This window comes from Flavobacterium aquidurense (assembly GCF_002217195.1).
Lineage (GTDB): Bacteria > Bacteroidota > Bacteroidia > Flavobacteriales > Flavobacteriaceae > Flavobacterium > Flavobacterium frigidimaris.
The window spans coordinates 40,127-61,810 of record NZ_MUGR01000025.1; the positions used below are offsets into that span (position 1 = coordinate 40,127).

Consider the following 21,684-nt stretch of genomic DNA (forward strand, 5'->3'; position numbering starts at 1 on the left):
AAATAGGGATTGAGTTTAAAAATAGAAATTAGAATCTTATAAATTATGATTTAATTAAGAACAATAGACTTTTACTGGTCAAAAAAAAAAAGCATCCACGAATGTGAATGCCTTTGTATTTTTTAAGAATGATTATTTGGGGAGAAAAACTATTTTTTAAAGTTAAAACTTAACACAGCACCAAGTCCAAATTGAAAAGTAGAAACATAATCGTCAACCGCAACTGGTCCGTACCAATATGTCCAATAATAACTCTCACCAACTGCTGCCGACATCGATTGCAAATAGGCATTAATATTTACAGAAACTGATGAAGCAGTTTTAATCTTTACCCCGCCCTTTACATCCCAGGCAAAATAAGTACCACTTCCTCCCTGAGGTGTTTCTACAATCCCAACTCCAGCTCCTGCCCCTAAATAAGGCAATAAATTTGATTCTGTATCAAAATAATGGGTATAACCTGCCAAAATAAAATTAAAGGCACCTTTATCATTTCCAGCATTAATTTTAATACCTGCCGGATTATAAAAAGGAATTTTAGTATCCGTTCTTAAATATTTTAATTCGACTGAATTATTTGTAGAGAAAAGTATTCAAAACCTGCTCCATATTGAAAACCGTCTTCAATCGTAGCAGAATAACCATCATAATCGATCTTATCCGAAAAATTGTAACCACCATACAAATTAAGAGAAAAAGACCTTGCATCTTGTGCGTTCGCCCCTATCGCCGACAGGAAAAGAACCAATAAAAAACTGTACCGTTTTATAATGTTTGTTTTTGAAGTTAATTGAATTCCAAATTTAAGTTTTTTCTTTATAAAACTAAATATTTTTTAAAGATAAAATTCGTACACAAAAACCATAAAAACCTAACAAACAATTAATTAAAAATTAAAATGTTTCGCCGGCATTCAAATAAAACCCTTTAGAATTATTCCCCCATGCGTAATCTACAATTAAGTTTGTCCGCGTTTTTTTATCGATTAAAATGCGCAAACCAACTCCAACAGCAGGTTGAACTGAGTTGAAAAGTGAAATTTTATTGTCAATATTGCTCGCCGTTACAAAATTGGTAAAAACGGTTCCGCTGAACATCTGATCGCAGGTAATTGGAAACCTGAATTCTGTTGAAAGATATACTAAACCATCTCCTCTGAATAATCCTTGTGTATATCCTTCCCCGCTGCGGCTTCGTTGATCCCAGCCAATGGCGGGTAAGTTTAAATACGGCACTTTTCCTCTGGTCACAAATTGTCCGTATGCCCAAATCGCCAAAATATATCTTTCGTTCTTGCTTGAAACCGGAATAAAATGCCGGTATTCTGCATACAAAACATTACTATATTGCTGGTTATTGAACAAAACAGGATTAAAACGATAATTGATATTTGCAAACCATCCGCGGGTCGAATTTACCTGATTGTCTCTGGAATCATAAACCAAATTAAGACTCATGCCGCTTAAAAAATATTCTAAATTATCAAACCCATGTTCCTGACTGTACGTATAATGATAGGTATATTTTGCATTTTCGACATCTAAATCCTTATCATTAATACTCGAATACCAATCTAAATTTACTCCTCCTCCCACATAAAAATTTTTAGCAACCTCAAAAGATACGGTCTGGTGAAATTTGAAATAATCATAATCCATAGGCTGTGCAATAGAATCAATACTAAAATGATTTTGTTTGCTGTGATGCGGGATTATATCCGTCCCAAGTCCGTAATTGGGCTGAGAGAAAATATACAGCCGGTAATCTCCGCTCAGGAAAATTCTGTTGTTATTGAGCAGGATATTATTTTTGACGTTTACAAGCCACTGCTTTTTCGTAGTATAAGTAATCCCCAAATTGGCGATAGAATATTTGTCTGATGCTTGTTTGCCTTTGAATGTATATTGGGCAACTCCGCCAAAAAAGAATCCGGTCGCAGGCTGGGAACCTATTGCGGGAATAACCAAAAAGAAATTGTTTTTCGTGGGTTTAACAGCAGATACAGTATCTTTCTTTTTAAAAATTTCAAGAATGGTTTTAGGAGGACATATTTCTGAGTTATTATTTTCAGTTTGTCCTGCTGAATTGAATGAAATAAAAAAGAGTAACCATAGGATTTTATATTGATTGAAGTAATTATTTTGTAAAAATCCTACCATTTGAAAGTTTTAATTTTTCGAAAAACTCTTTAATCACTATGTAAATATATGTCTTATTTTCAATAGTTTAAATAAATTAAATCAGATTTTACCCCAATAAAAAAGCCGCCAGTAAAACTGACGGCTTTTAGAATATATTTCAAAAAAAATTATTTCGTGATAAACTTAGGATTTATTAAGTTGTCTAAAGAATAAATTTCATCCCATTTTTCCTGAGTGATTAATTTTCTTTCCACCACAACAATTTCGTGAACGCTTTTATTCATTTTTAAGGCTTCACCGGCAATACTGGCACTTATTTCGTAACCTAAAATAGGGTTTAATTGCGTTACAATACCAATACTGTTCATCACCATATTATAGCAATGATCTACATTAGCTGTGATTCCGATGATACATTTATCAATTAAAGTCTGAATTGCATTAGAAAGATAATCTAATGAGGTAAACATGGCAAAAGCAATTACAGGCTCCATTACATTCAATTGCAATTGTCCCGCTTCAGCAGCCATAGTAACTGTTAAATCCTGACCAATAACATAAAAACAAGTCTGGTTTACGACTTCCGGAATTACAGGATTTACTTTTCCCGGCATAATAGAAGATCCTGGCTGACGTGCCGGCAAATTGATTTCGTTGAAACCAGTTCTTGGTCCTGAACTCAATAACCTTAAATCGTTACAGATTTTAGAAATTTTTACAGCAGTTCTTTTCAATGTCCCCATAATCTGAACGTAAGCTCCGGTATCAACAGTAGCTTCAATTAAATCCGGCGAAAGCGTTAAAGGAATCCCAACTTCTTTTGCTAAATAGTTCACACAAATTTCAGGATATCCTTCCGGTGCGTTTACTCTTGTCCCAATTGCTGTTGCTCCCATGTTGATTTCTAACACCAGGCTTTGCGCTTCTTTTAACCTTCTTACATCCTCGCCTATAGTTGTTGCGTAAGATCTGAATTCTTGCCCTAAAGTCATAGGAACCGCATCTTGCAATTGCGTTCTTCCCATTTTCAAAACACTTTTAAATTCTTCTCCTTTAGCAGCAAATGCAACTTCTAAACCTTCCAGTGTTTTAATAAAACTTTCCATTTTAAGGTAAAGTGCAATTCTAAAAGCTGATGGATAAGCATCGTTTGTAGATTGAGAACAGTTAACATGATTATTCGGGTGCAAGAAGTTATAATCTCCTTTTTTATGTCCCAGATATTCTAAACCAATATTAGCAATCACTTCATTGGCGTTCATATTAACGGATGTTCCTGCTCCTCCCTGAATCAAATCGCTTACAAATTCCTGATCAAATTTACCGGCAATAACCTGATCACTTCCGTAACAGATTGCTTCGGCAATTTTAGGGTCAAGTGCTCCGCAATCTTTGTTTGCTAAAGCCGCTGCTTTTTTTACATATCCCAAAGCTTTTATAAATAAAGGCTCTTTTGAAATTGGAATTCCTGTAATATTGAAATTCTCTACAGCTCTGAAAGTTTGGATACCATAATATAAATGATTAGGAATATCTAATTCCCCTAAAAAATCATGTTCTTTTCTTGTTGATCCCATATAATATAAGTGTTACGTTTTAACTTAAAAATCAGTGTAAAGCTACAGCAAAATACTATTATAATAAAACATTTTAAATTAAATATTAATAAGTTTTTCTAAAAATAAAGCCTTAAAATTAAACACTTGACATTTTAAGGCCTTAAAAATATCATATTCATAAAAAACAGGCCTTAAAAAAACGTCTTAATTTATAGGATGACACAAGAAATATGTTCGTTTTGGCACGGAAAACAAAATTTTCACAATGCAAAATTAATGCGATTTCGTACAGTATTAATCCAAGGTAATTATTATCTTTTCAGCCTCAAATAATCATCAAAAATTACCTTGAAAAAAGAGTCTGAATATTTCCTTGATAAAGAATACAATGCCATTATTTATGACAGAGATAGTGCGAATTTCAAGGATTTTGAATGTTGCGTCTTCAATAATTGTAATTTCTCTGCCTGTACTTTCTTAGCAGTTACTTTTATCGATTGCGTTTTTAATGATTGTATCTTTAACGAAGCCAAGATAAACTACGTAGCTTTTAGAACGGCTACTTTTAATCGCTGTGAAATCAAGGAAGTGAATTTTGCCATGTGTGACAAACTCATTTTTGAAGTTCATTTTTATGATTGTATTCTGGATTTTTCTAAGTTTTATACCTTAAAGATTAAAGGTACAACGTTTAACAATTGTAGTTTAATTGCCGTTGATTTTATGGCTACAGACCTTACAAGTGTTCTTTTTGATAATTGTGACTTATACCGCTCAGAATTTGACAAAGCAATCGCTAACAAAGCGGATTTTAAAACAAGTTACAATTATACGATTGATCCATCTAAAACTAAACTGAAGAAGGCTGTTTTTGCTTTGAAAGAAGTAAAAGGTTTACTGTTTAAGCATGATGTGATTGTGAGTTAAGAGAATAAAAAAACCAGTATAAAACTGGCTCTTTATTACTATCTTTTTTTTCAATATTACAATTGTTTCTCCATCACATAATCTTCCATCAGATAACCATTTCCGATTTCAATATCAACTTCTTCTTTTATTTCGAAACCTATTTTTTTATAGAAACCTAAAGCAGTATTGAATCGGTTTACGTTTAATAATAATGATTTTGAGTTATTTTCTAAAGCTAATTTTCCAATTTCATCAATCACTTTTTTACCAATTCCTTTTCCCTGGGTTTCCGGCAAAAGATAAATTTTATGAATTTTAGTTATGGCTTCTCCATTATAATGATGTTCAATTCCGATAAACCCAATATTAGTTTCATCTTCATCAATCATATAAAACAATTGTACTTTTTTATCGTATTGATCAGCCAGGGCTTCAGTAGAATAAAAAAGCCCCAACATATAATCCAGCTGTTCTTTTGACAGAATTTCACCATAAGTAATGGGCCATGTAATATTTACTATATTCTGAATTTGCTTAATATCGTTTGTAGCTGCTGCTGTAATCGTAATCATATATATCTTAAAATACTTTTTATTATTTAGTAAAAATTTGGTTTTCCTGTTCGCTTACGCGGATGAAAGTCGTTCGTTTAGTCAATTCTTTTAATCGCGAAGCACCTACATAAGTACAAGTGCTGCGTAAACCGCCCAGAATATCCAATACAGTATCGATAACATTTCCTCTAAAAGGAACCTGAACCGTTTTGCCTTCGCTCGCTCTGTATTCTGCAACGCCGCCAACGTGTTTTTCCATTGCAGTTGTGGAACTCATTCCGTAGAATTGTTTGAACTTTTCTCCGTTAATTTCGATCAATTCACCTCCGCTTTCAGCATGTCCTGCGAGCATTCCGCCGAGCATTACAAAATCTGATCCTGCTCCAAAAGCTTTAGCAACATCACCCGGAGTTTTACAACCGCCATCGCTTATAATATGTCCGCCTAATCCATGCGCAGCATCTGCACATTCGATGATTGCCGAGAGCTGCGGATAACCAACGCCTGTTTTTACACGTGTGGTACAAACAGAGCCCGGACCAATTCCGACTTTTACGATATCGGCTCCAGCCAATAATAGTTCTTCGACCATTTCGCCGGTAACCACATTTCCGGCAATAATAACCTTGTCCGGATATTGCTCTCTGGTTTGTTTTAAAAACTGCACAAAATGTTCTGAATATCCGTTGGCAACATCAATACAAATAAATTTAAGTAAAGGATTGGCGGTAATAATTTGACCAATTTTCGCAAAATCTTCTTTTCCTGTTCCGGTACTAATGGCAATATAATCATAAAAATCCGGCGTAACATTTTTGAGGAAGTCATTCCATTCCTCTATTGAATAATGTTTATGAATTGCTGTAAAAAGCTTTTCTTTCGCCAAAACCTCAGCCATTTCAAAAGTCCCAACCGTATCCATATTGGCTGCCATAATCGGAACTCCTGTCCAGTTTGTGGTAGAATGCAAAAATTTAAAATTTTGCTCTAATGAGACTTCTGACCTGCTTTTTAATGTAGATCTCTTAGGTCTTATCATCACGTCTTTAAACCCTAATTTCAGATCCGTTTCTATTCTCATGGCTTTAGATTTTCGTTACTCTCAAATATACAATTTTAGATTGTTGATTGCATATTTTAGATTATTAAAACTTTGCGCCTGATTGGCCCACGGATGACACGGATTCGCTAAAACGAAAACGCTGATTCAAACGGATTTTTTTATTTCCTTTACTTTTTTTATTTCACAGAGATTCACAGAAAATGCGCGGAGATCCGCAAAGCTTCTAATTGGAACGCGTTTCTCCCGATAACTATCGAGATGGCTCAACGTGACAAACGGTAACCTGAAACTTGAAACTTTTTTAAACTTGAAACAAAATTTCCCTATCCATGAATCGTTTCTCCTTTTCCGTAGTTGGTAATAATTGATTCTTCGTAGGCCAGCCATTCTCTCCAACGTTTTTCGACGTCGATTCCTACTCCATATTTTCTGGCGTATGTAATGAAGGTGGTGTAATGTCCGGCTTCGCTTTCCATTAATTCTCTGTAGAAAACGGCTAATTCTTCGTCCTGAATATTTTCAGACAAAACTTTAAAACGCTCGCAGCTTCTGGCTTCAATCATTGCTGAGAATAGCAATCGTTCTACCAGACCTGAAACTCTGCTTCCGTCGCCGCTTTTCTTCATATATAAATACAATTCGTTTACATAATCGTCTTTGCGTTCACGCCCTAATTTTAATCCTCTTTTGATGATAATATTATGAACCTGCTCAAAATGATCGATTTCTTCTTTGGCCAGAGCCAATAAATCTTTGACCAAATCCTGATGCTCTGAGTTATTGGTAATAATAGTTATCGCATTTGTTGCTGCTTTTTGCTCGCACCAAGCGTGATCTGTCAGGATTTCTTCGATATTCTTTTCGACGATATTTACCCATCTGGGATCTGTTGGCAATTGTAATCTTAGTACACCCATTTTATAAGTCTTAAAGTTAGAAAGTCATAAAGTTGTAAAGTCAAAAAAAGTCGAAGATCAAAACTAAAATAGAAATTCACATTCCATTTCAAGACTTTCGACCTTCGACTTTAAGACTTTATGACTAATTTTTAATATACGAAAATCGGTCTTTCGCTCATCATTTCGTTTACTTCGTTAGCTACTTCTTCGATAACTGCTTCATTTGTGTGATCAGCTAATACTTTATCGATTAAAGCTACGATAGTTTCCATATCTTCTTCAACTAAACCACGAGTTGTGATTGCAGCTGTTCCAACACGTATTCCTGAAGTTACAAATGGTGATTTATCATCAAATGGAACCATATTTTTGTTTACAGTGATTTCTGCTTTTACTAATGCATTTTCAGCTTCTTTACCAGAAATATTTTTATTTCTTAAGTCAATAAGCATCATGTGATTATCTGTTCCGCCAGAAATAATTTTGTATCCTCTTTTTACGAAAGCATCTGCCATAGCATTTGCATTTTTTTGCAATTGCATAGCATAAGTAAAGAACTCATCTTTAAGGGCTTCACCAAAAGCAACCGCTTTAGCAGCGATAATATGCATTAAAGGTCCACCTTGATTTCCAGGGAAAACAGCAAGATCTAATAGAGATGACATCATTCTGATTTCTCCTTTTGGAGTTTTTAATCCTTGTGGGTTTTCAAAATCTTTACCCATTAAGATCAAACCTCCACGTGGTCCACGTAACGTTTTGTGAGTTGTTGTAGAAACAATATGACAATGAGGAATTGGATCGTTCATTAATCCTTTTGCAATAAGACCAGCAGGGTGAGAAATATCAGCAAACAAGATTGCTCCTACACTGTCAGCAATTACTCTGAAACGCTCAAAATCCATATCACGAGAATAAGCAGATGCTCCGGCGATAATTAATTTTGGCTGTTCTTTAGTTGCAATTTCCTGAATTTTATCATAATCTAAACGACCAGTTTCAGCATCTACACCGTAAAAAACCGGACGGTATAAACGACCTGAAAAGTTTACAGGAGAACCGTGAGTCAAGTGACCACCATGAGATAAGTCGAAACCTAAAATAGTATCACCAGGATTTAAACATGCGTGGTAAACTGCAGTATTTGCCTGAGACCCTGAGTGTGGCTGTACGTTTGCATATTCAGCTCCAAATAATTCTTTGGCTCTGTCTATTGCAATTTGTTCAATAACATCAACCACTTCGCAACCGCCGTAGTATCTTTTGCCAGGATATCCCTCAGCATATTTGTTAGTTAAAACAGAACCAGCTGCTTCCATTACCTCATCACTTACAAAATTCTCTGAAGCGATAAGTTCTAATCCGTGAATTTGTCTGTCTTGTTCCTCTAGTATAAGGTCAAAAATTTGTTCGTCGCGTTGCATTTTTTCGTTTTTCGTTAATTTCCTGCAAAAATACAAAAAAACGTTTGTCAAACTGCTAGATTATGATATATTTGACATAGAATTTTTCAACAAATAATTAACATTCACATGCCAATAACCGCTAACGATACCAAAAGAAAATCATGGTTAGAAGTGCCAGAAAATAGCGACTTCCCTATTCAAAATATTCCTTTCGGTGTATTTCTTACCAAAGAAAATGTCGTTACAGTAGGAACACGAATTGGCGATTACGCTATAGATTTAGGGGCTTTACAACAATTAAACTATTTCTCAGGAATAGATTTAACAGATGATATGTTCATGCAGGATACGCTTAATGATTTTATTTCTGATGGAAAAAAGACATGGCGTTTAGTTCGAAATCGCATTGCAGACATTTTCGACGAAACCAATCCACAACTAAGAGACTCAACAAAAGATCGAGATATTGTTATTTTTAAAATTGACGATGTCGAGATGCAATTGCCTGTGTTAATAGGCGATTATACTGACTTTTACTCAAGTAAAGAGCACGCTACGAACGTAGGAAAAATGTTCCGCGATCCTGAAAATGCTTTATTGCCAAACTGGTTACACATTCCGGTTGGGTACCACGGAAGAAGTTCTACTATTGTTCCGTCCGGAATTCCCGTTCACAGACCAATGGGACAAACTTTACCCGCTGGCGAGAAATATCCGGTTTTTGGACCTTCCCGTTTGGTAGATTTTGAATTAGAAACAGCTTTTATTACGACGGATGTCAATATAATGGGAGAAAATATCCCAACATACGAAGCCGAAGATTATATTTTCGGAATGGTTTTATTGAATGACTGGAGTGCCCGTGATATCCAGAAATGGGAATACGTGCCTCTTGGACCATTCTTAGCCAAAAACTTCGCTACATCAATTTCTCCGTGGATTGTAACTATGGATGCTCTTGAACCTTTTAGAACGAAAGGTCCAAAACAAGATCCGTCGCCGCTTCCTTACTTACAAACAAAAGGAAAAAAAGCTTTCGACATTCATTTAGAAGTTTCAATACAACCTGAAAATCAAGAAGAAACAATAGTTTCTCAATCAAATTTCAAATATTTATACTGGTCAATGGCACAGCAATTAGCACATCATACTTCTAACGGATGTCGTGTAAATTCTGGCGATATGATGGGTTCAGGAACTATTTCAGGACCAACTCCTGATAGTTTTGGTTCTATGTTAGAATTGACTTGGGGTGGACAAAATCCTTTGAAATTAAAAGATGGCAGCGAACGTAAATTTATCGAAGATAATGATACCGTAATCATAAGAGGTTTCTGCGAAAATGCCGAAGTACGTCTTGGTTTTGGAGAAGTGGCAAGCCAGTTATTACCTCCTTTTATCAGACCATGAAGAGCAGATACATTATCTGAAGAGATATAAAAATACAAAACCTTGGTTCTCGCCAAGGTTTTTTTTATGCCGTTTTTTACAATGTATTTTTTAATCGCGCAAAGTCGCAGAGGCGCAAAGTCTTATTAGATTAACTTTTTTTTAGCTGGGAATAATTTAAGAGTAGAAAAAAAGGCTTTAGCCAAATTTATATTTGGCTAAAGCCTTGTAGATTGACTTTATTTTCCTCTTGTTAAAACTGGAGGCTATTAAATAAATTTTAAAAATTTGCGCCTCTGCTCCTAATAGCTATCGGGATTGCGCGATTAAATTATACGCAAAACAAAAAAAGTTAGTGTCTTTGTGCCTTCGTGGCAATTAATTAAGCCGGAATCTGCTGGCTTAAACAATGTAATGTTCCAAATCCCCAGATAAAATCGATACAACTTATTCCGATTACTTCACGATCAGGGAAACATTCTGACAAAATATTCAAAGCTACACGATCATTACTATCATTAAAAGTAGGAACCAAAACACAATTATTCAGGATTAAGAAATTAGCATAACTTGCCGGTAATCTCAGATCTTCGAAATCGACACGTTTTGGCATTGGCAATACGACAATAGTTGGCGATTTTCCGTCTTCCAGTTTTGCATTTTGCAAACGTTTCAGATTATCCTGCAACGGTTTGTAATTGGCATCATTTTTATCTGTTTCAACAATCGTTACAATCGTATCTTCATTTACGAATCGGCATAAATCGTCGATGTGTCCGTGAGTATCATCACCTTCTATTCCGTCTCCAAGCCAGATTACATTGGTAACTCCAAGATATTCTTTAAAGACAGCTTCGTAATCTTCTTTGGTGAAATTTTTATTACGAACCTGAATGGATGGATGCATTAAACATTCTTCAGAAGTCAATAAAGTTCCTCTTCCGTTTACATCGATCGCACCGCCTTCTACAATTACCGGTTTTCCTTTATACACTACTTGTGTTAAGGGAACATCAATAAAATCAGCAATTTTAGACGGAACAAATTTGTCCAGCTGATAGTTTTTATATTTTGCCCAACCGTTAAAATTAAAATTCAAAGCTTCTCTCTTTGAACCGTTTTTTACAATAATGGGCCCGGAATCACGCATCCAGCTTCTGTTTGTTTTATGAATGATAAAAGATACATTCGCAATATTTACACGAGCTCTTTCTAACATTTCGGCTACTTTTTCTTTTAATTTTTCATCAGCTACAACTAAAAAAACTGTTTCAAAAGTGGCTACTTTTTTAATAAATTCTACAAACGCCCATTGAACAGCCTCGTATTTTCCGGGCCAGTCGTTACCATTATGCGGAAAACACAATACTATTCCTTGTTGTTTTTCCCATTCTGCTGGAAATCTTCTATTATTTGTTGACATAAAGAGGTTCTAAATTTGAAAGTGCACAAAGATAATCATTCAGAAGGATTATAAAATAGTTCCATCAAAATCATATGCGATTTATATAAATAATCTGATAAAATTTAAGTTAAAGATTAAATAATGAAGCCTTAATATACGCTTGCGATCTGCTAATTACATTTGGCAAAACTAAAATCACAAAAAATGAAAAAACTAAGTATTTCACTATTAGCCGCTTTATCTATTATGGTAAGTTGTAATAATGATGAAAATTCAAACAACGGAGAACCTGAAGTTGTTATCAATGAAAACCCGGGAACTTTTAAAGAAATAGGTTCTATTACTATTGGTGGCGAAGGCGCTGCGGAAATCACAGCTTACGACGAAAAAACAAAAAAGCTTTTTGCAGTAAATAATAGCGGAACAAACCAAATTGATGTAATTGATTTAACTGATCCGACAAAACCGGTAAAAATTGGTAAAATCGACTTGACTCCTTATGAAGGCGCATCGAATAGTGTTGCTGTATTTGACGGAAAACTGGCGGTTGCCTTAGAATCGACAGTAAATAAACAAGGAAACGGAAAAGTAGTTGTTTTTAATACTACCGATTATAGTGTCATCAAACAAATCACTGTAGGTGCATTGCCGGATATGGTTACTTTTTCGTCTGACGGAAAATATATTATGACTGCTAATGAAGGTGAACCTAATACTGATTATTCTCAAGATCCAAACGGCACAATCTCTATTATAGAGGTTACTAATAATTATGCGGTTACAACTTTAGATTTTGCTTCTTTTGCCAGCCAGTCAGCTGCTTTACAAAAAGAGGGATTCAGGATATCAAAGTTCGCTAAAAGTTTTGCTCAGGATATTGAGCCGGAATATGTAACGATTTCTGATGATTCTAAAACGGCCTGGGTTACACTACAGGAAAATAATGGTGTTGCCAAAGTAGATTTGACGTCTAAAACCATTACTGCCATTTATCCTCTAGGATTTAAAAATTTCAATACTGCTGAAAATGCTATTGATGTTAGTGATAAAGATGATAAAATAGCTTTTAATCCGTGAAAAGTAAAAGGTATGTATATGCCTGACGGTATTAGCCACTTCTCTGCCAATAATGTTCCTTATTTTGTTACAGCAAATGAAGGTGATGCGAGAGAATATAACGCTTATTCAGATATAAAAAGAATGAAAGACATGAAACTTGATCCAACTGTTTTTCCTGATGCCGCCACTTTAAAACTGGAAACCAATCTGGGAAGATTAAATCTTATTACTGATATGGGCGATACTGATGGCGACGGAGACCTTGATGAATTGGTCGCTTTTGGAGCACGTTCTTTCTCTATCTGGAACGGAAACACAGGAAAAATTGTTTACGACAGTAAAAATGATGTGGATAAAAAGACGAATGATCTTGGTACTTATGATGACAAACGCAGCGATGACAAAGGCTCAGAACCTGAAGCTGTGGTCGCAATTAAGATGGGAAGTCAGAATATTCTGTTTGTTGGCCTAGAAAGATCGGATGCTTTTATGACTTATGATGTAACAAATCCAAATTCGCCACAATATTTGCAAACTGTAAAAACCGGCGATGCCCCGGAAGGGATTTTATTCATCCCGGCTGCTAAAGCTCCGACTAAAAGAAGTTTGTTAGTCGTTAGTAGTGAAGGAGATGGCACTATAAAAATATACCAACCAGATTTAAAATAACTTTCACATTTACAAATTCCAAAAGGGGCTAAATATATATTTAGCCCCTTTTTTTGGTCAAATATTTTGATTGTTTTAACGTATTTACATAAATAAAACCCAAAAGGTGGGAATTATGTAAGACCAAATAGAACACAAATTAAAACTCGTACTATAATTTTGTCAATGAGTTTAAAACGAAAAACTCTTAAATAATAACAATTAAATAAAAAATTGGATATCATGAAAAAGAAATTAGCTTCAGTCTCGCTTTTACTACTAACATTCGCCGCAGGTGCGCAAAATATGGCAACGACCTCGACTCAGCCATCAATTGACAAACCTGAATATAATAAATGGTCTGTTGAATTGAATGGTGGAGTAAACAAACCTCTTAGAGCAATAACTTCTGGTTACTCTACAGAATCTCTTAACCTGTTTCACGCAGATTTAGGTGTAAGATATATGTTTAATCCTAAATTTGGTTTGAAATTAGATGTTGGATACGATCAATTTCAGGAACGTGATGACACTCCTCAATTTGACAGTAAGTACTACAGAGCGAGTTTACAAGGGGTTGTTAACCTTGGTAGAGCTTTAAACTTTGAAACCTGGACGAATACTTTCGGTTTATTAGCGCATGGTGGTTTTGGTGTTTCTCAATTAAGCTCTGATAAAGGCTTTGACGGAAAAGACTACATGGCTCATGGAATTGCAGGTTTAACAGGACAAATCAGAGTAAGCAACAGAATTGCTATTACTGGGGATCTTACCGGTATTGTTAACGGTAGACAAAACCATAACTTTGACGGACAAGGTACTACAACTACAGGTTCATTAGATGGTGTATTATTAAATGCTTCTGTTGGTTTGACTTTTTACCTAGGTAAAAATACTAAACATGCTGACTGGTATTCAGAAGAAAATGAAAGATTAAACCAATTAGAAAACAGAGTTACTACAATTGAAACTAATCTTATTGATACAGATAAAGACGGGGTTGCTGACTTATACGACTTAGAGCCTAATACTGTTTCAGGAGTTGCTGTAAATACAAAAGGACAATCTATTGACAACAATCAAAATGGTGTTCCGGATGAATTAGAAAGCTACTTAGACAAAACTTATGTTAAAAAAGGAAGCGAAAGTACAACAACAAACAATACTGTTGAAGAATTAATCAATGGTGGTTATGTAAATGTATATTTCGACTTTAACTCTTCTAAACCAACAAATGCTTCGTTATCAGGTGTTGATTTCTTAGTGAAATACCTTAAAAACAATCCAGGTAAATCTGCAGACATCATAGGATATGCTGACGAAATTGGAAATTCTAATTACAACACTGAATTATCAAGAAAAAGAGCTGAAGCTGTGAAAAAAGTAGCTGAAAATGCTGGTATTGATTCTTCAAGACTGAATGTAATTGCTAACGGTGAAGACACTTCTGTGAACAAAAAATCTAAAGAAGCGCGTCAAATCGTAAGAAGAGTTACTTTTCAGGTGAAATAATCTCTTTAATAAATAATAAAAGATCCGCTTCAAACTATTTTGAAGCGGATTTTTTTTTACTTCACTCCATAAAAAAGGACGAAATTATATTTCGTCCTTTTTTGCATTTATAAATTAACTGAATTAGTCAATTGCTCTTTTGGTAATATCTCCGAAAGCATCGATTCTTCTGTCTCTGAAAAACGGCCAGTTCTGACGTACATTTTCCTGAAGATCCAAATCAACCTCAGCAATTAGAATTTCTTCCTGATCGTGAGATGCCTGCGCTAAAATTTCGCCCTGAGGTCCTGCAATAAAGGAAGCTCCCCAAAACTGAATTCCTTCAGTTCCTTCAATATATTTTTCTAAACCAATTCTGTTCGCAGCGGCAACAAAAACGCCATTTGCCACAGCATGGCCTTTCATTACGTTCATCCAGGCACCGTATTGGTTTTCTCCGTATTGTTCTTTCTCTTTTGGATGCCATCCTATAGCTGTTGGATAAAACAACACCTCAGCACCTTTTAAAGCTGTAATACGGGCTGCTTCCGGATACCATTGGTCCCAACAAATAAGCGTTCCAATTTTTCCTTTTTTAGTTTCAATTGCCTGAAATCCTAAATCTCCAGGGGTAAAATAGAATTTTTCGTAGAAATGAGGATCGTCCGGAATATGCATTTTACGGTATAATCCAGCTTCTGTACCATCAGTATCAATGATGTAGGCACTATTATGGTAAATTCCAGCCATTCTTTTCTCGAAGAAAGGAACAATTATTACCACTCCTAATTCTTTTGCCAATTCGCTAAAAGCAATAAATGAAGTGCTGTAAAGTGGCTCTGCTAAAGCAAAATTATCTACATCCTCACTTTGGCAAAAATAATGACTGCTATATAATTCCGGCAGTAAAATAACTTCAGCACCTTTATTGGCAGCGTCTTTTACCCAGCTGATACATTTTTTAAGATTATTTTCGGCAACGTCGTTAAGATTTAATTGTATAACGGCGATTTTATATTTTCTTTTCGGCATGACATAAAATTTAGAGTGCAAAAATAGTAATTTTTAGAGGGATTTCAGAAAATCTGATTTATAAAATTTTAAATGAAAATTATTTCAGATTCGTAAATTCTTCTAAATGTAAATTTACTTTCTCTACTACCTCTTGAAATTCATAATACTCATTTTTAAAAATAAATCCCAAATGATAATTCACACTTTCTCCTGGAATTACATATTGAAAATTAACTTTCGAAAATACGTCTTTTTGAGTTTTCCTATACCATTTATCAAATAGCTCCTTTCTGAAATCTTGTTTGAAGTCGACATTATCACAAACATAATGCAATATCAGATGAGGATTTTTAAGCAAATAGTCATTTATAATAGCAGTAATTGTAAGCTCTACATTCGGATCCCTGAAAAATTTTTGATTATTAGTTTCTCCAAAATCAACAGAATAAAGATTTTCAAAAAAATCACCGTCAAAATTCATTCTTCTAAAACTGACAAAATACTTTAAACCGTATTTTGTTTTAAAATAAAAAAGAGGGTCACGACCCTCTTCTAAAATATATTGATACATTAAGAATAAACTTTATTTTTTCTTTAATCTTAATACCACCTCTTTACGATGCTCTTCTTTTAAATCGACCAACTTTCGTAAAACAGCAAGTGTTTTAGAATTTGGCTTTATGATTATTGTCTTTTCCATGGCTGTTTTTGAATTATGAAACAAATGTAAGAAAAAATAATTACATCTACTTGTTTTCAATCAAATTACAAAACATTACAAATCAATATTCTTACATTTTTACATCAAAAAAGAAAACCATTCTACAAATATTAAAATTTGCAAAATGGCTTCTACCCTAATTTATTAACCTAAAACCTAATTATTCAATAACCACTTTTGTAGTTATGAATTCTTTATCAGACTTTTTGAATTTGATTTCAAAAGTTCCTTTTACAGCTGATTTAAATTTGTAAACTGTTTTCTTAGGATCCGGAACTTGTTGTGTACAAACTCCTGTTGTTGGATATTTTGCTTCTACCTGTAATCCTTTTGCATCACCAATTGTTACTTCACTGATTTTACTGAATTCTCCACAAGCGTTATCTACAATAAATGTTACATCATAACTTAGTTCTTCGTTTATTTTTCCTGTTTCGGGTCCTTTAACTTCTGTTACCAGCGCCACTTTTGTTGTAGTATCAGGAACACTTGGTTTATCATCGTCATTGCTGCAAGAAATTAATGCAGTTGATAAAAATAATACTACTAAAGCTGTTTTAAATCTAAAATTTTTCATATAAAATAATAATTAATTGTTAATTACTATGAAGATGCAGATGGGTTGCTTTGGTTGCTTGATAAAAATGTTAAATAATTCAACAAAAACATTAAACAACTGTAGATCAAAAGATTATTCTGAAAATAAATTTCACACAACAACAGTTATTTCCTATAAAAATTATAATTTTCGGCATAGCCCCGATAGAAACGGCATCCTTTTTATCTGCTTTTTGCTAATAAAAAGGTACAATGAAAGCAGGACAAAAGGTCTTTTGAAAACGACTAATATGCTCCAAAAAAAAACTCCGGCCTTTCGACCAGAGTTTTCAAATATGTATAGTAATTTTTCTATTTTATTTCTTTGCAAATATCTTTTTAAAAAGATTTACAATTCCTAAAACTATAAATCCTAAAATAAGTCCGATTGTAAATTCTTTTATAATTGAAGGTAAATTAGGCACTAAATGGTGGAAAAAATCGATATTATGAACAAATATTCCTCCTGCTACTAATATTAAAGCAATCGTACCAATTACTGTTAATCCTTTGATAACTTTTGGAAGTGCCTGTACTAATATATTTCCGATAATTTTTAAAATACTATTTTCTTTTTTACTAATCTGAATTAATTTAAGTCCCGCTTCATCCATTCTGACAATAAGGGCTACAATACCATAAACACCAACGGTCGCGATCACTGCGATTATTGACACCACAATAATTTGCTGCAAAAGTGGCTGTTCGATCACAGTTCCTAATGCAATAATTACGATCTCAACAGACAAAATAAAGTCGGTTAGGATAGCTGATTTCACTTTTCCCTTTTCGGCTTCAAGAATTTCTGCTTCTGTAAAAGTTTGTGAAGTTATTCCCTCTGACTCTTCGTGTTTGTGTGGAAATATAAATTCGTATATTTTTTCAGCTCCTTCGTAAGCTAGAAACAATCCGCCAAGTACTAAAATGACAATGATCGCAACTGGAAAAAAAGCACTTAGCAAAAAAGCTATTGGCAGAATGATCACTTTATTAAGAAGCGAACCTTTACTGATTGCCCACAATACCGGAAGTTCTCTTGATGAAGCAAATCCTGAAGCTTTTTCAGCATTTACAGCCAAATCATCGCCCAGAATCCCGGCTGTTTTTTTTGCTGCAATTTTACTCATTACTGCAACATCATCCATAATTGCTGCTATATCATCTAATAGTACGAAAAAACCTGATGCCATTATACTTTATTTGGTTTTAAAAACTACGTAATTAGCTGGCTTTGAGTATCCGACTTATTTTACGAGTTTAATTATTTATCTGCGCTAATCTAAGACTTTTTTGTTTACTTTTTTATCTAAAAATTAGCTGCATTGTCCCAAAAGCACCCAGATAATTATAAAAACGAAGATGGTTCCAAAACAACCTCCACCCAATTTTTTAGCTCCGTAACCTGCCAGTAATCCTCTAAAAATATTATTCATAGCTTTTCTTTTTAAACTGTTAATCAATTATTTAATATAAATTTACGAAAGTAAAGTTCCTATTTTAATCTTTGACTGTATTTATATTACTTTAAAAAAAAGTTTCATTATTTACGGGTTCATTATAGCTATAAACAAAAAAAACACCAGCGTTTCCACTGGTGTTTTCTTAAATACTAAAACCAAAATTATTCTTTAACAGGATTGTGGGTCTGGTTTCTGAAAACCAATTGCCCATCAAAGGCATCTAACAAAATGATACTGTCTGTAGTGATCTTTCCTGCCAAAATTTCTTTCGACAATTGATTCAGTACTTCTCTTTGTACCACACGTTTTACAGGTCTTGCCCCAAATTGAGGATCATAACCTTTGTCTGATAAATATTTGATCGCTTCTGGTGTTGCATCCATGGCAATGCCTTGTAGGGCCAGCATTTTTGTAACACTCTTAAGCTGTAAACTAACAATTTTAGAGATATTCTCAACTGTTAATGGCGTAAACATTACGATTTCGTCGATACGGTTTATAAATTCCGGACGAACTGTTTGTTTCAGCAATCCTAAAACTTCTGCTTTTGCAGCTTCTGTTGCCGCTTCGATACCTCCTTTTAAGTTCTCGAATTTCTCCTGAATAATCTGACTTCCCATATTGGATGTCATGATGATAATTGTATTTTTAAAATCAGCCAGACGACCTTTATTGTCCGTCAGACGACCTTCATCTAACACTTGCAATAAAATATTGAAAGTATCCGGATGCGCTTTTTCGATCTCGTCTAACAAGATTACAGAATACGGTTTTCTACGTACGGCTTCCGTCAGCTGACCTCCTTCATCATAACCTACATATCCTGGAGGCGCACCTACCAGACGACTCACACTGTGACGTTCCTGGTACTCACTCATGTCAATACGGGTCATCGCATTTTCATCATCAAAAAGATATTCAGCCAATGCTTTTGCCAGCTCGGTTTTACCAACTCCGGTTGTTCCTAAAAATAAGAATGTTCCAACTGGTTTTTTCATGTCCTGCAAACCTGCACGGCTTCTTCGAACGGCATCACTCACCGCTTCAATTGCTTCTTCCTGTCCTACCACACGTCTGTGCAATTCATCTTCCAGATGCAATAGTTTTTCTCTTTCTGTTTGCAGCATTTTCATTACCGGAATACCTGTCCATTTTGCAACAACTTCGGCAATATCTTCTCTGGTAACTTCTTCTTTAATCAAAGAATGCCCGGATTGGTATTCGTGTATTTGTTTTTGCAAAACTTCAAGACGTTCCTGCGCTTCTTTTATTTTTCCATAACGAATTTCGGCAACTTTTCCGTAATCACCATCACGTTCTGCACGATCAGCTTCATTCTTAAAGTTTTCAAGCTCTAATTTTACGGCCTGGATTCCGTCTACTACATCTTTTTCAGATTTCCATTTGGCGTAGATTTCATTTCGCTCTTCTTTCAGATTCGCGAGCTCCATTCCTAAAACTTTGAGCTTACTTTCTTCTTTCTCACGTTTTATGGCTTCAATCTCAATTTCTAACTGCATTATCTTTCTGTCCAAAACATCTAATTCTTCAGGTTTTGAATTGATTTCCATACGCAATTTGGAAGCAGCTTCATCCATTAAGTCAATCGCTTTATCCGGTAGAAAACGATTGGTAATATAACGTTGCGAAAGCTCGACAGCTGCAATGATTGCTTCGTCTTTTATCTGCACTTTATGATGTGTCTCATACTTTTCCTTGATTCCGCGTAAAATTGAAATTGCACTTTCAGTATCCGGCTCATCAATTATAATTTTTTGGAAACGGCGTTCAAGCGCTTTATCTTTTTCAAAATACTTTTGGTATTCATCCAGCGTTGTAGCTCCAATCGCTCTTAATTCTCCACGGGCCAATGCCGGTTTCAGGATATTGGCAGCATCCATGGCGCCTTCACCTCCACCTGCACCAACAAGTGTGTGAATCTCATCTATAAATAAAACGATATCACCTTCAGCAGCTGTAACCTCTTTTACAACCGATTTTAATCGTTCTTCGAATTCTCCTTTAAACTTTGCCCCCGCAATCAATGCCCCCATATCAAGCGAAAACACAATTTTATCCTTTAGGTTTTCCGGCACGTCGCCATTCACGATTCTTCGCGCCAAACCTTCGGCAATTGCAGTTTTACCTACTCCGGGTTCACCAATTAACATTGGGTTATTCTTAGTTCGTCGTGTTAAGATTTGCAAAACACGTCTAATTTCTTCATCTCGTCCGATAACAGGATCTAATTTTCCTGTACGTGCTAATTCGTTTAGGTTTTTAGCGTATTTATTTAATGAATTATAATTTTCTTCTGCAGAAGCCGATGTTACCCGTTCTCCTTTTCGAAGTTCTTCAATTGTAGCTTTAAGACCTTTTCCTGTAACTCCCTGATCTTTCAGAATCTGAGAAACTTTGCTTTTTGAATCGAAAATTGCCAAAATTAAATGTTCGATAGAAACATATTCATCGTTCATTTTTTCTGCAATAATCTCCGCTTCATTCAATGCTTTATTAGCGTCTCTGGAAAGAAGAATATCTCCTCCGGAAACTTTTGGAAAGCTTTGAATTGTACTGTCTAATATTTGTAAAAACAACGGAACATTCACATTTAGCTTTTTCAAAATAAAAGGAGCAACATTTTCATCTACTTCAAAAATAGCTTTAAAAATATGTTCGTTTTCTATTTGCTGCTGTCCGTTGCGTTGCGCCAGTTGCTGCGATAGCTGAATGGCTTCCTGCGACTTGGTTGTAAATTTATTTATGTTCATATGTATACGATTTATGGTTGATTATCAGTTATACTATTTGATACCATTAAAATTACGATTTATCAGGTTAAATTTTTAACTTTAAATGATATAACTTTGCTTCAGAACATTCAAATTATATTCCATACTAAAAAAACAGACAAAATGACATTAAAAGTTGCTATTTAACTCCTTTTTAACGTCAAAAAGTCATTAAACACGTCAAAATATGAGTTTTTTAAATTCAATCTTCGGAAATTCAGAGAATACAGACTCTTCAAAAAGCAATGTAAACTGGACCGAATTAACAGATGTAGCACAATTAATGGAAATTGCAGCTATCTCGAACGAAAAACCGGTTATCATTTTCAAACACAGTACAAGATGCAGCATTAGCCGAATGGCTTTGAAACAATTTGAACGTGAATTTGATTTAAATGATACTGTTGATGCTTATTTTCTGGATTTGATCGCCCATAGAGATATTTCAAACGAAATTGCAAGTACATTTAATGTATATCACGAATCTCCACAACTGATCTTAATCAGAAATGGAAAGGCCGTTTATGATGTTTCTCATAGTGATATTGATGCTGGCGCCTTAAAAGAGAAAATCTAG

Annotated in this window: 18 protein-coding genes and 1 pseudogene; 5 read left to right on the plus strand and 14 right to left on the minus strand. The window is 34.7% G+C overall.

Features of this window, described 5'->3' with window-relative positions; all coding sequences use genetic code 11:
* Positions 1-149: 149 nt before the first annotated feature.
* The 4 genes from B0A67_RS25200 to aspA all read right to left on the minus strand — a co-directional run bounded on the left by B0A67_RS25200 (position 150) and on the right by aspA (position 3,718).
* Positions 150-467, minus strand: coding sequence for a hypothetical protein (locus B0A67_RS25200; protein WP_072964028.1), 318 nt, complete (start codon positions 465-467; stop codon positions 150-152).
* A gap of 92 nt (positions 468-559) precedes the next feature.
* Positions 560-748 (minus strand): hypothetical protein, encoded by a 189-nt coding sequence (locus B0A67_RS25205; protein WP_072964026.1) that lies wholly within the window; start codon positions 746-748, stop codon positions 560-562.
* Positions 749-893: 145 nt separating this feature from the next.
* Entirely contained in the window at positions 894-2,159 is a 1,266-nt protein-coding gene (locus tag B0A67_RS13620; RefSeq protein ID WP_072964025.1) for a BamA/TamA family outer membrane protein, read from the minus strand.
* A gap of 149 nt (positions 2,160-2,308) precedes the next feature.
* Entirely contained in the window at positions 2,309-3,718 is a 1,410-nt protein-coding gene (aspA, locus tag B0A67_RS13625; RefSeq protein ID WP_072964023.1) for an aspartate ammonia-lyase, read from the minus strand.
* 330 nt (positions 3,719-4,048) lie between these two features.
* On the opposite strand from aspA, the gene B0A67_RS13630 reads away from it, so the two are divergent.
* Positions 4,049-4,627 (plus strand): pentapeptide repeat-containing protein, encoded by a 579-nt coding sequence (locus B0A67_RS13630; protein ID WP_072964021.1) that lies wholly within the window; start codon positions 4,049-4,051, stop codon positions 4,625-4,627.
* A 56-nt stretch (positions 4,628-4,683) separates the two neighbouring features.
* Here B0A67_RS13630 and B0A67_RS13635 read toward each other — a convergent pair whose 3' ends face one another.
* From B0A67_RS13635 to glyA, 4 genes are all read right to left on the minus strand, one after another.
* Complete coding sequence (locus B0A67_RS13635; RefSeq protein ID WP_084074619.1) at positions 4,684-5,181, minus strand: GNAT family N-acetyltransferase; 498 nt, start codon at positions 5,179-5,181, stop codon at positions 4,684-4,686.
* 22 nt (positions 5,182-5,203) lie between these two features.
* A complete protein-coding gene (locus B0A67_RS13640) occupies positions 5,204-6,244 on the minus strand; it encodes a GMP reductase (protein WP_072964019.1) in 1,041 nt (346 codons plus the stop codon).
* A 305-nt stretch (positions 6,245-6,549) separates the two neighbouring features.
* Positions 6,550-7,143 (minus strand): tRNA-(ms[2]io[6]A)-hydroxylase, encoded by a 594-nt coding sequence (gene miaE, locus B0A67_RS13645; RefSeq protein WP_055097892.1) that lies wholly within the window; start codon positions 7,141-7,143, stop codon positions 6,550-6,552.
* Between the two features lie 131 nt (positions 7,144-7,274).
* Positions 7,275-8,549, minus strand: coding sequence for a serine hydroxymethyltransferase (gene glyA, locus B0A67_RS13650; RefSeq protein WP_072964016.1), 1,275 nt, complete (start codon positions 8,547-8,549; stop codon positions 7,275-7,277).
* Between the two features lie 108 nt (positions 8,550-8,657).
* Between glyA and fahA the strand changes: the two genes are divergently transcribed.
* Entirely contained in the window at positions 8,658-9,941 is a 1,284-nt protein-coding gene (gene fahA, locus B0A67_RS13655) for a fumarylacetoacetase (protein WP_072964014.1), read from the plus strand.
* A gap of 361 nt (positions 9,942-10,302) precedes the next feature.
* On the opposite strand, the gene B0A67_RS13660 is transcribed toward fahA, so the two are convergent.
* Positions 10,303-11,343 carry an agmatine deiminase family protein gene (locus B0A67_RS13660; protein WP_072964012.1) on the minus strand — a complete coding sequence of 347 codons (1,041 nt, stop codon included), beginning with the start codon at positions 11,341-11,343 and terminating at the stop codon, positions 10,303-10,305.
* Positions 11,344-11,571: 228 nt separating this feature from the next.
* On the opposite strand from B0A67_RS13660, the pseudogene B0A67_RS25420 reads away from it, so the two are divergent.
* Together B0A67_RS25420 and B0A67_RS13670 are read left to right on the plus strand one after the other, a co-directional pair.
* Positions 11,572-13,053: pseudogene (locus B0A67_RS25420) on the plus strand (choice-of-anchor I family protein).
* A 222-nt stretch (positions 13,054-13,275) separates the two neighbouring features.
* Complete coding sequence (locus B0A67_RS13670; RefSeq protein WP_072964010.1) at positions 13,276-14,544, plus strand: OmpA family protein; 1,269 nt, start codon at positions 13,276-13,278, stop codon at positions 14,542-14,544.
* Between the two features lie 123 nt (positions 14,545-14,667).
* Here the strand turns inward: B0A67_RS13670 and B0A67_RS13675 are convergent, their stop codons facing one another.
* The 5 genes from B0A67_RS13675 to clpB all read right to left on the minus strand — a co-directional run bounded on the left by B0A67_RS13675 (position 14,668) and on the right by clpB (position 21,086).
* Positions 14,668-15,555: a carbon-nitrogen hydrolase gene (locus tag B0A67_RS13675; RefSeq protein WP_056251458.1), complete on the minus strand. Its 888-nt coding sequence runs from the start codon at positions 15,553-15,555 to the stop codon at positions 14,668-14,670.
* A 79-nt stretch (positions 15,556-15,634) separates the two neighbouring features.
* Complete coding sequence (locus tag B0A67_RS13680; protein ID WP_072964008.1) at positions 15,635-16,108, minus strand: DUF6169 family protein; 474 nt, start codon at positions 16,106-16,108, stop codon at positions 15,635-15,637.
* 310 nt (positions 16,109-16,418) lie between these two features.
* A complete protein-coding gene (locus B0A67_RS13685) occupies positions 16,419-16,835 on the minus strand; it encodes a hypothetical protein (RefSeq protein ID WP_072964006.1) in 417 nt (138 codons plus the stop codon).
* A 337-nt stretch (positions 16,836-17,172) separates the two neighbouring features.
* On the minus strand, positions 17,173-18,045 hold the full coding sequence (locus B0A67_RS13690) for a DUF808 domain-containing protein (RefSeq protein ID WP_072964005.1): 873 nt from the start codon (positions 18,043-18,045) through the stop codon (positions 17,173-17,175).
* Positions 18,046-18,476: 431 nt separating this feature from the next.
* The gene (gene clpB / locus B0A67_RS13695) at positions 18,477-21,086 is read right to left on the minus strand and encodes an ATP-dependent chaperone ClpB (protein WP_072964003.1); all 2,610 of its coding nucleotides are present in this window, start codon (positions 21,084-21,086) and stop codon (positions 18,477-18,479) included.
* A 208-nt stretch (positions 21,087-21,294) separates the two neighbouring features.
* Between clpB and ytxJ the strand changes: the two genes are divergently transcribed.
* Positions 21,295-21,684 (plus strand): bacillithiol system redox-active protein YtxJ, encoded by a 390-nt coding sequence (ytxJ, locus tag B0A67_RS13700; RefSeq protein WP_072964001.1) that lies wholly within the window; start codon positions 21,295-21,297, stop codon positions 21,682-21,684.

What these genes read in the sequence shown, in the direction of transcription:
- B0A67_RS13620 (WP_072964025.1), bottom strand. Translation starts at nt 2,159, where the DNA reads ATGGTAGGATTTTTACAAAATAATTACTTCAATCAATATAAAATCCTA.
- aspA (WP_072964023.1), bottom strand. Translation starts at nt 3,718, where the DNA reads ATGGGATCAACAAGAAAAGAACATGATTTTTTAGGGGAATTAGATATT.
- B0A67_RS13635 (WP_084074619.1), bottom strand. Translation starts at nt 5,181, where the DNA reads ATGATTACGATTACAGCAGCAGCTACAAACGATATTAAGCAAATTCAG.
- B0A67_RS13640 (WP_072964019.1), bottom strand. Translation starts at nt 6,244, where the DNA reads ATGAGAATAGAAACGGATCTGAAATTAGGGTTTAAAGACGTGATGATA.
- miaE (WP_055097892.1), bottom strand. Translation starts at nt 7,143, where the DNA reads ATGGGTGTACTAAGATTACAATTGCCAACAGATCCCAGATGGGTAAAT.
- glyA (WP_072964016.1), bottom strand. Translation starts at nt 8,549, where the DNA reads ATGCAACGCGACGAACAAATTTTTGACCTTATACTAGAGGAACAAGAC.
- fahA (WP_072964014.1), top strand. Translation starts at nt 8,658, where the DNA reads ATGCCAATAACCGCTAACGATACCAAAAGAAAATCATGGTTAGAAGTG.
- B0A67_RS13660 (WP_072964012.1), bottom strand. Translation starts at nt 11,343, where the DNA reads ATGTCAACAAATAATAGAAGATTTCCAGCAGAATGGGAAAAACAACAA.
- B0A67_RS13670 (WP_072964010.1), top strand. Translation starts at nt 13,276, where the DNA reads ATGAAAAAGAAATTAGCTTCAGTCTCGCTTTTACTACTAACATTCGCC.
- B0A67_RS13675 (WP_056251458.1), bottom strand. Translation starts at nt 15,555, where the DNA reads ATGCCGAAAAGAAAATATAAAATCGCCGTTATACAATTAAATCTTAAC.
- B0A67_RS13680 (WP_072964008.1), bottom strand. Translation starts at nt 16,108, where the DNA reads ATGTATCAATATATTTTAGAAGAGGGTCGTGACCCTCTTTTTTATTTT.
- B0A67_RS13685 (WP_072964006.1), bottom strand. Translation starts at nt 16,835, where the DNA reads ATGAAAAATTTTAGATTTAAAACAGCTTTAGTAGTATTATTTTTATCA.
- B0A67_RS13690 (WP_072964005.1), bottom strand. Translation starts at nt 18,045, where the DNA reads ATGGCATCAGGTTTTTTCGTACTATTAGATGATATAGCAGCAATTATG.
- clpB (WP_072964003.1), bottom strand. Translation starts at nt 21,086, where the DNA reads ATGAACATAAATAAATTTACAACCAAGTCGCAGGAAGCCATTCAGCTA.
- ytxJ (WP_072964001.1), top strand. Translation starts at nt 21,295, where the DNA reads ATGAGTTTTTTAAATTCAATCTTCGGAAATTCAGAGAATACAGACTCT.